This window comes from Psychrobacter sp. TWR1-1-1 (genome assembly GCF_049895865.1).
Taxonomy (GTDB): Bacteria; Pseudomonadota; Gammaproteobacteria; order Pseudomonadales; family Moraxellaceae; genus Psychrobacter; species Psychrobacter immobilis_A.
On record NZ_JAFCTE010000002.1, the window covers coordinates 72,458 to 85,110 of the forward strand.

General features: G+C 43.9%; 9 protein-coding genes and 3 tRNA genes. 9 read left to right on the forward strand and 3 right to left on the reverse strand.

The features are described 5' to 3' along the window. Positions 1 to 21 precede the first annotated feature (21 nt). The gene (locus ACP69U_RS02415; protein ID WP_426137719.1) at positions 22 to 846 is read right to left on the reverse strand and encodes a thiazole synthase; all 825 of its coding nucleotides are present in this window, start codon (positions 844 to 846) and stop codon (positions 22 to 24) included. Positions 847 to 1,007: 161 nt separating this feature from the next. Between ACP69U_RS02415 and gspE the strand changes: the two genes are divergently transcribed. Further along, on the forward strand, positions 1,008 to 2,561 hold the full coding sequence (gene gspE / locus ACP69U_RS02420) for a type II secretion system ATPase GspE (RefSeq protein WP_426137720.1): 1,554 nt from the start codon (positions 1,008 to 1,010) through the stop codon (positions 2,559 to 2,561). A gap of 142 nt (positions 2,562 to 2,703) precedes the next feature. Here gspE and ACP69U_RS02425 read toward each other — a convergent pair whose 3' ends face one another. Together ACP69U_RS02425 and ACP69U_RS02430 are read right to left on the reverse strand one after the other, a co-directional pair. Next, positions 2,704 to 3,192, reverse strand: a complete 489-nt coding sequence (locus tag ACP69U_RS02425) for a RidA family protein (RefSeq protein WP_193011285.1) — start codon at positions 3,190 to 3,192, stop codon at positions 2,704 to 2,706. 118 nt (positions 3,193 to 3,310) lie between these two features. Continuing rightward, the gene (locus ACP69U_RS02430) at positions 3,311 to 4,012 is read right to left on the reverse strand and encodes a DUF4442 domain-containing protein (protein WP_426137721.1); all 702 of its coding nucleotides are present in this window, start codon (positions 4,010 to 4,012) and stop codon (positions 3,311 to 3,313) included. A gap of 346 nt (positions 4,013 to 4,358) precedes the next feature. Here ACP69U_RS02430 and ACP69U_RS02435 point away from each other — a divergent pair, with 346 nt between their 5' ends. The 8 genes from ACP69U_RS02435 to gspF all read left to right on the forward strand — a co-directional run bounded on the left by ACP69U_RS02435 (position 4,359) and on the right by gspF (position 12,116). After that, positions 4,359 to 5,816 (forward strand): McrB family protein, encoded by a 1,458-nt coding sequence (locus ACP69U_RS02435; protein WP_426137722.1) that lies wholly within the window; start codon positions 4,359 to 4,361, stop codon positions 5,814 to 5,816. A gap of 12 nt (positions 5,817 to 5,828) precedes the next feature. Continuing rightward, on the forward strand, positions 5,829 to 7,409 hold the full coding sequence (locus ACP69U_RS02440) for an McrC family protein (protein WP_226914289.1): 1,581 nt from the start codon (positions 5,829 to 5,831) through the stop codon (positions 7,407 to 7,409). A gap of 243 nt (positions 7,410 to 7,652) precedes the next feature. Beyond that, positions 7,653 to 7,729 (forward strand) — tRNA-Pro (locus tag ACP69U_RS02445). A 96-nt stretch (positions 7,730 to 7,825) separates the two neighbouring features. Further along, a tRNA-Arg gene (locus ACP69U_RS02450) sits at positions 7,826 to 7,902 on the forward strand. Between the two features lie 39 nt (positions 7,903 to 7,941). After that, positions 7,942 to 8,017 (forward strand) — tRNA-His (locus ACP69U_RS02455). Between the two features lie 532 nt (positions 8,018 to 8,549). Then, positions 8,550 to 9,485 carry an AraC family transcriptional regulator gene (locus ACP69U_RS02460; protein WP_198329575.1) on the forward strand — a complete coding sequence of 312 codons (936 nt, stop codon included), beginning with the start codon at positions 8,550 to 8,552 and terminating at the stop codon, positions 9,483 to 9,485. A 291-nt stretch (positions 9,486 to 9,776) separates the two neighbouring features. Next, the gene (locus ACP69U_RS02465) at positions 9,777 to 10,832 is read left to right on the forward strand and encodes a hypothetical protein (RefSeq protein WP_314885347.1); all 1,056 of its coding nucleotides are present in this window, start codon (positions 9,777 to 9,779) and stop codon (positions 10,830 to 10,832) included. An 81-nt stretch (positions 10,833 to 10,913) separates the two neighbouring features. Further along, on the forward strand, positions 10,914 to 12,116 hold the full coding sequence (gspF, locus tag ACP69U_RS02470; RefSeq protein WP_426137723.1) for a type II secretion system inner membrane protein GspF: 1,203 nt from the start codon (positions 10,914 to 10,916) through the stop codon (positions 12,114 to 12,116). Positions 12,117 to 12,653: the final 537 nt, after the last annotated feature.

Here is a 12,653-nt window from a genome sequence, read left to right on the forward strand (position 1 = left end):
AATGGTTATTAAATTTAAAAGCTATTGAAAAAAGTATCCTGTTTGCGGTGAGCTGGCAGTCGCCATTTTGCGCATTGGCATACGACCCGCCAAAAACGCTGCGCGCCCTGCCCAGATGGCATGCTTCATGGCATGAGCCATCATGACTGGGTTTTGCGCATTGGCAATCGCCGAATTCATCAGTACACCATCACAGCCAAGCTCCATAGCCAGTGCTGCATCAGAGGCCGTACCAACGCCTGCATCGACCAATACCGGTACTTTGGCATTTTCGATAATAAGACTGAGGGTGTGACGATTCAGTAAACCAAGACCTGAGCCAATCAAGCTACCAAGTGGCATAATTGCCACACAGCCCATACTTTCTAATTCTTGAGCGACAATAGGGTCATCTGAGGTATAAACCATCACTTCAAAGCCGTCATCAATCAATACTTTGGCAGCTTTTAGCGTTTCCATCACATTCGGGTAGAGGGTTTTTTCATCGCCCAATACTTCAAGCTTAACCAGATTATGCCCACCTAACAGCTCGCGAGCAAGCTTACAGGTACGAATGGCAGTCTCAGCATCGAAACAACCAGCAGTGTTGGGTAAGATGGTGTATTTATCGGGGGAAATCACATCAAGTAGATTGGGCTCATTGCTGTTTTGACCAATATTGGTACGACGAATAGCAACGGTGATAATCTCTGCTGACGACGCGCCAATGGCGGCACCCGTTTCAGTCATATCTTTATACTTGCCCGTACCGACCAACAGGCGAGAAGAAAAAGTACGACTCCCGACCGTAAAAGTGTCTTGTAAAAGGGGCGTCGGATGAGTAGCAGTGCTTGTGTTCTCTGACATAACTGAAAATCCTAATGGCGAGTAAAACAAAATGCTATTATAACAAAATCATGCAATCTTACTTGCAGTCTTTTTTGGTTTAGCCAGTTAAGCATAATACGTTTGCCACGCTTTGACACGAGTTTCTTTCTGAGTTTATCTTTATCTATCAGGTCGCTTTTATGATGCAACTGCCGTACAGTTTTGCGAAACGCCATCAAATTTTGGCCATACTTGCCATTGATCCTGAGCTGCCAGCGACTTTGGTGCTGACCAAAGCCACGCCATTATCAGCGATTAATGAGGCAGTGCGATTTTTACAGCAGCAAGGTGTACGCGGTGTGCCCACTTATGAAAGCATCAGCGCCGATGACTTTGAAAAGCGCATGAACGCCGCTTATGCAGGCAATACTGGTGAGTCGCAGCATATTGCCGCTGGACTCGAAGACCATCCTGATCTTGATAGTTTGGCAGATAGTGTCCCTGAAACTGAAGATTTGATGGATCAACAAGATGATGCGCCTATCATTCGTCTCATCAATGCGTTGTTGTCCGAAGCGATACGTTTAAACGCCTCAGACATCCATATTGAAACCTTTGAAAAACGTTTAGTCGTTCGCTTTCGTGTTGACGGTGAATTAAAAGAAATCATTACGCCAAAACGCCAATTAGCGCCATTATTGGTGTCGCGTATCAAGGTCATGGCCAAGCTCGATATCGCCGAAAAGCGTGTGCCACAAGATGGACGTATCAGCTTACGGCTGGCAGGGCGTGAGGTTGATGTGCGGGTATCGACATTGCCATCGAGCTTTGGTGAGCGCGTGGTCATGCGTCTATTAGATAAGCAAGCAGGTCGCCTGAATATGACGTATTTAGGGCTGTCTGATAATGATTATAGCGAGCTAAAACGCTTGATTCATCGCCCACACGGCATTATTTTGGTGACAGGGCCGACAGGTTCAGGGAAAACCACGACGCTATATTCAGCACTGACCGATCTCAATGACCAAACCCGTAATATCTTGACCGCTGAAGATCCGATTGAGTTTCAGCTCGATGGCATTGGGCAAACGCAGGTTAATAATAAAGTCGATATGACTTTTGCCAAAAGTTTACGTGCGATGTTACGCCAAGATCCGGACGTGGTCATGGTTGGTGAGATTCGCGATTTAGAAACGGCAGAGATTGCCGTACAAGCGTCGCTTACTGGACATTTGGTTTTATCAACTTTGCATACCAACACCGCCATTGGTGCCGTCACGCGTCTGCAAGATATGGGCGTTGAGCCATTTTTATTATCGTCATCACTGATTGGTGTCGTTGCCCAGCGCTTGGTGCGTACTTTATGCCCGCATTGTCATGGTTGGCAAGTGGCTGATAGTGAGCAAGCCAAATTATTTACTGAAATTGGTATTGTGCCAGTCTCAGAGAATGGTGCTGAAACTTTAACAACTACACCTATCAATCTACCCAGACCAGTTGGCTGCGACAAATGCAATCAATCAGGGTTTAAAGGACGGACGGCGATATATGAAGTGGTGCCCGTTGATGATACCTTGCGCCGTATGATTCATAGTAATACCGCCGAGTATGAGCTAGAGGAGTACGCACGTCAGCAGACACCGTCGATTCGTGCGGATGGGTTGCAAAAAGTCATTGCAGGTCGTACAACGCTAGAGGAAGTGCTACGAGTGACGAAAGAGAGTGCCTTAGCTGATGACACGATACTTGTATAAAATAATTAAGGTGTGTTGGTGATTGTTCAACGTACCTCAGCCAAAGGGTTTGTATAGCAGATAAAAGATAACTGGCTATGGTAGCCAGTTATTTGATGGTCATTCTTTACGGCTTTTAATAATTTAACTTGTGACATCGCTATTATTTTGCAGCGATACATTCAACTTCAACGCTGGCACCTGCCGCCAATTCAGCGACGCCAAAGGCTGAACGTACCGGATAAGGTTTGGCCAATTCTGCTTTATAGACTTTATTAAAATCGTCAAAGTCATCCATGTCTGTCAGCATCGCCATACATTTGACGATGTCTGATTTTTGATAGCCATATTTTAACAGGGTTTCATTAATATTATCCAATGCTTGCTTGGCTTCGGCTTTGACACCACCTTTGACCAATTTGCCATCTTTAAAACCAATTTGTCCAGACATGTATAGCTTATCGCCCACCCGTACTGCTTCTGAAAAAGGATAATTACCGCCATCACCAAGAAACACAGGGTTAGACTTAGTCACACTTGCGGTATTTGCCATTGGCGCCGCATTCGCTGTCATAGCAAGGCCTAGTGAGCACGCGCCCACGAGCAACGCCTTAGTTAAATGGGCAGTCAATTTATGGGTAATCTTGGACATCGCTGTCTCCTTATTATACGTTTTTTTCACAATTTTTTTAAATTCACTATACAAGTTTAACAAACATAATGTCTTATCACACTAGATGACACATTATGTCTTACTTATGCTTAACCAGTTATTGGTCGTTTTGCTCAGCTTCGACTTCTGTTTTAGATTCAGTGTCAGCTTCTAGCGGCTTTTCGCTAGTCTTGCCTTGACGGCGCGCTTCTAACTCAGACTTAGGTATCCAAGCCCATGTCATCTCAACCACGATAGGGTCACGATCACTGTCAGATTCACGGTCATGAATGACGCACGGAATTACCATTTCACCTTTTGGCGTATTTAGGATGTCTAAGCGCTGTTCATCCGATAAAGACGCCACTGCTGCAATTTGGCCTTTTTTAATCGGGCGATAAAAATTAACCGCGTACGATTTAATCAATAGTACGCGGTCAGAGGGTAGGTTTAAACCCAGAATAAAACCGGTTGCTGTTTCGGCAAGTAAGGTAATGGCGACCGCATGAATAGAGCCAATATGATTTTGCACTGCTTTGGTGTTGTTTAAGCTCACCACGACTTGGTTGGGTTCGACCGTTTCATAATAGACGCCCGTTGTGCCCACATATGGCACCACTTTACCAAAGGCTTTGGATAAAATGCTCGAGCGTGCGCTGGCAGGTAAGTATTTGGTAACAGATAACAGTTTGGTGAATTGATTGCTGATGGGCTTGAGCGTGCTGTTGGGTTTTTCGACGGGCGATCTTGTGCTGTCAGAGGTTTTGGCTGGCAATTTATTGGTTAGCTTGCTAGGGAGTTTTTTTAATAATCCTGACATACAAAATTCCTTAATGTAGATAGATTAAATGACGCTTTGAGTGTTATATATTTCATCATAGCAGCTGATAGAATGCCTATTGTGCAAGCTGCCATGCTTACTATGGTACATTAACCGCCGTCTGCCTACTATTATTAGCATGAACTGCTGCGCTTATAAAATAGGGCTAACGTCATGATACCCTAGATGCTAGGAATGCTATCGCTCAATGCAATATCGTATCACTCAGATGCTTTCATAAACAGTGCTGCTGGATGCCATAAAGACAGCCACGCTATAATGATGACATTTTAGTGTATCTCATTGATGATTTTTCTTATTTCCTTTTTCTATGCTGGATGAAGCTATGCCTGACACGTCAATTTATGCGCCGACCAATATCATTTATACAGGCGTTGCTGGTACGGGGAAAACCTATCGACTGTTACAAATTGCTAAGCGATATACCGACTATCTGCCGAGAGCCGATGAGGCAGATTTGTTTGGGCAGCTATTGCAAGAGCTTAGCTGGCGTGAAATCGTATGTTTAGTACTTTTGGATTTCCAATCTAAACACCAAGACTTGGTAAAAGTGCCTGAAATCGTCAATCATGCGTTCTTTGTCGCGAAAGCCGCACAGAATGCCCGCGAAAAAAACCTAAGCAATACGGCTTGGTCTGTCCTTCAAATGCATAGCCCTATCAATTCAAAAACTGTGACTTATAAAAACCGTGCCAGCCAAGCCTATTTTGATAAAGATGAGGGTGGTGCGTGGTATTTGCTGCCAGAAAGCTTTGAGTTATTAACAGAGCTATCGCAGCAACTTGCCGAATTTCAGCAGGCGCAGCGTGATAACAGTGTCAACCAAAGCCAAGCTAACCCAAATCAAGGTTTTAGCCAGCAGCGTTTTACCATGGTCAGCTTCCATCAAGCGTATGGCTATGAAGAGTTTGTCGAAGGCATTCGTCCTGTCATGGTAGCGTCTAATCATGCAACGAGTAGCTCATCTCAAATGAGTTACGCCATTCAAGATGGTGCATTCTTAAAATTGTGTCAACGGGCAGCAAATGATCCAGAGCAGTGTTATGCCATCTTAATTGATGAGATCAATCGCGCCAACGTGTCACGAGTATTTGGCGAGCTACTCAGTCTAATTGAGCCAGACAAACGGGCTGGCATGGCAAACGCGATGACCGTTCATTTGGCCTATTCTGGACGGGCTTTTAGCATCCCTGCCAACATTGATATTTATGCCACGATGAACATCCAAGATCACTCGTTAGCACCACTTGATATGGCATTACGTCGGCGCTTTCGTTTTATCGAATGTCCACCGCAACCAGAATTATTACCCATCATTCATGTACCCCAAAACTCAGAAGCTGACAGTCCAGCGACGGTAGATTTGGCAAAGCTATTAGCTGGTTTGAATAATCGCATCACGCAAACAGTGGGAATGGAAGCGCAATTGGGTCATGCTTTTTTATGGTCAGTGACGGATCTTGGACAATTGCAAGCGGTGTTGGTCGAACAAATCATTCCGCAGTTAATGCAAGCGACGGGTGGGCAAGAGGGTACTTTGCAATATATTTTTAGAGATGAGCAGCAGCCACTGCAAGCACAGTTTATTCATGATAGTCACGCATCCATTAATGACAGTGTGAATGACCAAGTGAATGCTAGTAGTCAAAATCCGCTGTTTACTGGTCAAAATGCATTTTTCGGTCAGTCTATGAGCACATCTGGCTATAGGACAAATACCGACCTTATCGCGAGGGTAGGTGAATTTGCCAAATCCACTGTCTATCAACGTTTATATCCATAAAGGTGCTCAGCGTTGATAAATAATAGCTTTAGTCATAAAGTCATAGCCAATAATATTGATAGTGCTAACGTTAATGCGTTTGATGTAAATACCATCACGGTGTTTGAGCATCAGCGTCTAACAGCGCATGACTTCTTACGGGTATCTGATTTCCATTGGTTGATGGCGCAAGAGTTTGCGGTTTTTAGCATTAAGCGCAGACAGGGACAATGGCAGTTAAAAGTCGGACATTATATAGGGGTTATTTTACTGCCCAGCGGCATGACGCTTGAGATATTACCCAAACTCGCAGCAAAAACTTCTAGCGATCAAGTCGCGCAGCAATCATACCTTTCACAGAATGCCAGTCATCGCCCTGATATCAGGCAAACTCGCCAATGGGTGCAGGGCATGCTATCGGATTTGACCAATAGCAGTCATGCCAAAAACAAGTTACCCAATACAAAAAATCTAGGGCAATTTAGCAGTCAACTGGCGACACTATCGATAGACGTACTGCCATTATCAGATTGGCTTATCACGCAGTTTTTGCAGCGGCTGGCTCATTATCGACCAAGCAAACACTATCAGACGCAGGTCGATAATCAAGCATCGCTACAAGGTCGACTGCTCATCAAAGAACAATTGCGCCACAACAGCATGCAGCCGCATAAGTTTGTCTGTGAGAGCAGTATACTGAGCCAAGACATGCTAGGTAATCGGCTGATTAAGAGCACGTTGGTTTTGATGACACCTTTATTTTTTCAATCAACGCTATCGAAAGCAGATGCGCCTAAATTTTTGCAGGTTTGGCAGCGAGTAGCGGCGTTGAGTTATCAAGAGCTGACACAGTTAGAGTCGATATACAAGCAAGCAAAGCGTCAGTTAGCCGCTCAACCGCTTCGAGCACCGCAATTACAAGCTGCTCAGCAGTTGTTAGATATGGCTTATTGGTTACTAAGGCAGTCCAATGTGGCAACAGGTAATGGTATTGCGCCAAATAAACCATTCAAGCAAAATCTGTCGTCTCCGCGTTTATGCTTGCTGATTGATATGAATCAAGCTTTTGAACAATGGGCAAGTATGCGCATTGCCTCGATGTTTCAGCAAGTGAGTCAACAATATCAGCCGTTATATCAAACGCAAAGTATCTGGCTAACGGATGCAGAAGGGCGCGCATGTCTGTCTATACGACCTGATTTGCTCATATATAAAACTGATGCTAATGATAATTGTCAAAATCAGAGTAGCACTGCGGTTATTGAAGCTAGAGAAAAAGGTCACTATAGCCATGTCATCGATATTAAATGGAAGCATTTATCGCAGACAGCCAGCATTAGTGCCAGCGATGCTTATCAACTGATGAGTTACGCTCAGGCCTATCAAGCAGGGCAGGTGTGGCTGGTTTATCCAGTACAAGATAATGAGCGGTTGCCAGTTGCGCTCAGCCAACAAGTGCATGATTATAAAAAAACTGATGGCGCTAACAACCATGATAAGAGCCATAATATTGCTGATGAAAAGGTGAGTCCTGCGCCATTGTGGCTCGTACCGTTCAATGTTCTGACTGGTACGATAAACGGCGGCTTGCTTCCTGATTGGAATAGAGTATAATGAGCGCTGTCGATGAGTAAGTATCACTTAGCATCGTGGAGAAAAGGATTTGTCATAGTGGTTTTTATGATAAATGAGCGTTTTTTAAGTAATTTAGCAGTTTTTTTAAATTAATTAAAAATAGGTGTTGACACCATCGGCTTTTCCCCTTAATATGTGCACCTCGATAGCAAGGAACGTTAACAAGTTAGTGGCATTGCCAACAACGAGTTAATTAACAAACTATCGTGATAATAGAAATTTCGGAGTGTGGCGCAGTTTGGTAGCGCATCTGGTTTGGGACCAGAGGGTCGTAGGTTCGAATCCTATCACTCCGACCATCTATTTTTAAGAGCCTTACAGGCTTTTTTTTATGTATAATGGTTTAGTTTCTGATATATTTAAAACTTGCTTTAGTATATAAAAGTCCTCTAAGAGCGCCTGTAGCTCAGCTGGATAGAGCATCTCCCTTCTAAGGAGGTGGCCGCAGGTTCGAATCCTGCCAGGCGCACCATTTAGCCTGCAAATCTTGCCTCATCAGGCAATAGTTATGGCGGTTGTAGCTCAGTTGGTAGAGCCCCGGGTTGTGATCTCGGTTGTCGTGGGTTCGAGTCCCATCAGTCGCCCCATATTTTATTCTGCATTATCCTCTTCTTGTTCTACCTCATTATAAAAACCTTATTCTAAATAATAATACTTGCCATGTTTGGCTTTTTTTTGTGCCTGTATGATTGGTTTTAACCTATCTTACCCCCTGCGATTAAAATTTGTAGACTCATCAGCCCTTTGATTGTCTATTGATTTACTGGCCTTTTGTCTCATTTATTTTTATTATAGGTTCTCTTTTGAGACACTCGCTATCTCTGTACGTGCCTTAAACCTGCTTTGTTATTCTTTAACCGCCTTTATATAGAATAGCAAAATATAGAATAACAAAGGCAACGCTTTTAGTGATGCATCATGATAAGGTCTTAAAGCCCGTTGATATATTAGGTCATCCATTAAGAAGTGATCCATTGAAGATGATACGAGTGTTAAGAAAACCAAAGGTCAGTTAAAAAATATATTGAATAGATTAAGTAAGGCTAAGACCGTAATAGGGATGTGAGTGCTTGTCTGAGATGCGCTGCTATGGATCTTATATTATTGAGGAAGTGATTAATGGACGCATTGAGCGTATTGCTACAAAACGTGCATTTGTTTGAAACCAAGTATTATCGTTTGAATGGGACTGGTAATTGGTCTTATTCCATCACTAGACAAGATACGATTTTATTTTATTTAGTGATGTCTGGGAGCTTTTGTATCGACGTCGGCAATGGTTTGCGACAGGCGCACGCAGGCGATATGATTATGATTCCCAGTGCCCATAAGCATGTGAGCTATGCCTTAGATCATAATGGTGACGATGCGCTACCGCTAGATGAGTTGCTGACTCATTGTAAGGAAAACACCCTTGATATCGATGGCAACGGTGATCCTAACTCGTCTCTGATATTGATTGAATGCAAGTATGACAAAGAAATGATACGTCCTTTGTTGTCTGTGCTGCCTGCGATTTTGCCTGAAATCAATGATGAGTCTGATGGTAGGTTTGAGGTCATTGATGTCGAGATTAAGCTGCTGACCTTAGAAGCCGAGCGTGAGCGCATGGGCAAGACCGCGATCATCAATCATTGGGCAAGTATTATGATGATTGAATGTTTGCGGGTTTATATTGAAAGTTTGCCTGAGGCCACAGAGAATTGGCTAAAAGCCATGAAAGACCCGTTTTTGACCAAGGCGTTAGCAGCGATGCATCAAGCGCCCAATCAACACTGGACCATTCATAAGCTGGCTGAAGTCGCAGGAATGTCACGCTCGAGCTTTGCGCAGCGCTTTAAAGATACAGTTGGTATGCCGCCGCTGACTTATCTAATTGATTATCGCTTGCGCTTGGCGGCCCGTTATCTACGCTTGCAGCAAAACAGTATTGGCCGTATCAGTGAGTTGGTTGGCTATGCGTCAGACTCGACCTTTAGTCAAGCATTCAAGCGCGTTTATGGGTTATCACCAAAAGCCTATCGTCAACAATATCAACAAGAAAACATCGCATAGCGTATCGTTAATACACCATAAAAGCGTTAAGGTTGCCATTAGGCCCTTAACGCTTTTTTGTTTTCTCATAGTGAAGTATGAGACTTTTATGAAGATATTTCGTCTATTGTTGACAGGTGTTGATAGAGAGTATTTTGACGATGGACAGCTGACAATGTGCTTGTGTTCAGGTACTATGGAATAATGAGTCATTTAGGCGCGAACGCTTGTTTTTAGCGTAAGATATGTCACTGTATGGTGGTCAGATCGTTTGTTCTAAATGATATTTATTTTTGCTGCTGATGGTATGTTATGACTGAACCGACCGCAAAGCCACGCGCAGGAGCCAGTAGCCAACAAGGCTCAGCTGTGCCCGCTAAAAAACAAAGCGATATGAATCCAAGCAACGTCAAGCATGGTCGAAAAGACAAGGCGGGTGCGACACCTGACAAAGCGATGTTATTGGCACTGTTTACGCTGCCAGATATTGAAAAGGCAGTCGTCAAAGAGACAGTTGTTAAAGGCGCAGCTGATGAGTTGTCTAATACCCATAGCAGGGTGCAGCAGCCTGCTGCTAGCGAGATGAATATTGCCGAGCAGCGTGTGGCACTGTATCGTACCCAGCATGAGCGTACGCGATTATTATATATGGCATCCGCTGCCACGCGACCTACTTATTTGGTACAAACGCTCAAATCACAATTCGCAGAACATCAGCAATACTTGCTGGCACAGCAGCTTGATAAACGCGGCTTGATGGATACCGATGGATTAGAGCGTCTTTGGCAGCAACTGCATGTGGTCGATGACATCATCGCTGATATTGTCCGTCATATGCCAGCTCAGCAACAAGCAGGTTGGCAACTGACCACTCAGGATGGGCGAAATCCGCTATGCTTTGCCACCGTTGGCAAATTAAAGAACAGTAAGCCTATTCGTGATCAAGGCAGTCTAAATAGCTATGTGCTTGGGCACTTCGGCGTGAGTAGTTTTACCTATGACCGCGGCTATTATATTGGACATGTCGTTGGCTACTTATTCAGCTGTTATTTTTGTGCCCATCTATCTATTAGCTATGGTGTTACGGCACTTGGTTCGCAGGTTATAGCTGATTACGATTACGCCAGTCTTGAGACGCCATACATGGTTAGACTGCTACAAGGGCTGGATGGCTACTGTAAAAAACGTATTTATCAATTGGCAGTTATCTGTGCACGATTGAGTGTCTTTGCCAGTGACAAGCGTATCGAGAGAATGCTCATTGCTGAGGTCAACGACTTCGATAAAAAATTGCAGCAGCAGCACTTGGATGTTTTGTTATTGCAAGGTTTGATGCCAGACAGTAGCGATTCTACGCCGCTTTTTTAAGCCATTGGATCTCGATAGATCTCCTTTATAAGTCCTTGTTTATTACCTTTTCTTATTGACCACTTTAGGATATTCGCTGCTATGCCCGCTTATCATTATAAAGCGTTAGATGACCATGGCAGTGTGCAAAAAGGCTTGCTCGAAGGTGATTCTGCGCGACAAGTTCGCCAGCAGCTGCGTGATAAACAATGGACACCCGTTGAAGTCAGTGCCGTCAATGATAGACAAAACCAGAATAAAAACCGCTATAAAAAACCGTCTGCTTACGAGTTGGCATTGCTGACCCGTCAATTATCGGTATTATTGGCAGCGGGTATTCCGTTAGAGGAAACGCTTGCCGCCGTCGCCAAACAATCACCAAAAACCCATATTAAATCTCTCATGCTTGCCGTGCGCTCGCATGTATTAGAGGGTTTGAGCTTGGCGCGAGCATTGCAGCAAGCCGCCAGTTTTCCACCACTATATATCGCGACCATTGCGGCAGGAGAAAAGTCAGGTCACTTAGATTTAATCTTGAACCAGTTGGCAGATTACACCGAAAACCGCTTTGCATTGCAAAAGAAAATCCAAGGCGCAATGGTTTATCCGATTGTGCTGATGGTGATGGCAGTCGGCGTGATTATGGGTTTGATGAGTTTTGTGGTGCCCAAAATTGTCAAAGTGTTTGAGCAGTCTGAACAGGCATTGCCGCTCATTACCCAAATTGTTCTTAGCCTATCTAATCTTATTACGCAGTGGTGGTGGCTGATGCTGCTAGTATTGGCCGGAACAGCGTTTTTGTTTTATCGTTTTGCGCAGACGCAAGCGGGTAAGTTAGCGATAGACAGCATCGTGCTAAGACTACCGATATTGGCGCGGTTATCAAAAGGGCTGAATGCAGCACGTTTTGCCAGTACATTGGCGATATTGGTACGCTCAGGGGTGCCGTTGATTGAGGCATTGCATATTGGTGCGGCGGTGACGACCAATTTACACATTCAAAAAACCATCATCACTGCGGCTGACAGGGTGACGGAAGGCTCAAGCTTATCGAGTCAATTAGAAAAGTCCAGTTACTTTCCGCCGATGATGGTGCAAATGATTAAAAGTGGCGAAAACTCAGGTGAGCTTGAGAGTATGCTCAGCCGCGCCGCCAATATGCAGGAAGCAGAAGCCACTAACTTTATCAGTACCTTATTGTCGCTACTTGAGCCGTTGATGCTAGTGCTGATGGGCGTGGTAGTGATGATTATCGTAATGGCAGTGATGCTGCCGATTGTCAATATGAATGATCTGGCAGGATAATGAGCACTTAAGCCTTCTGAGCTTGTGTGCCTCCCGCTCACATTTCTATTGTAGCCATCTTACTAAATATTACGCTAGCTTTCTTAAGATTTGCTTACTGTTGTAGATTGTTGACTGAGTCACGTTTTTATTAGGGTAAAGCCAGCCATCAAGCTATAGTAAGCGTCAGTCAAAAGTTATCCTTATAAATATCATTCGTCATGCTGTGGTTCAATATTGATGCTTATAAAAGTTAAAGTTCATAACAATATACTTGCGGCGCTAGGGCGTGTCCTTATTTTAAAAATAGTGATAAAAATGAGATAAATTACCGTCAAACAAGGAAAGTAGCGCAAATAATATCGAGATATTAACAAGCTATTTGACGATGTTTGGCAAAATTTAGCTATTTTTAGGCCATTTAGAAAGTAAACGATTGAATTGAGGACACGCCCTAGATAAAAATAAAATCATGGTTTATAGTGATAATCGTTTCAGTGCTCATTAATACGCCGATTATTAATGTTACTTAAATGCCACTTTTCCTATTTACATCAC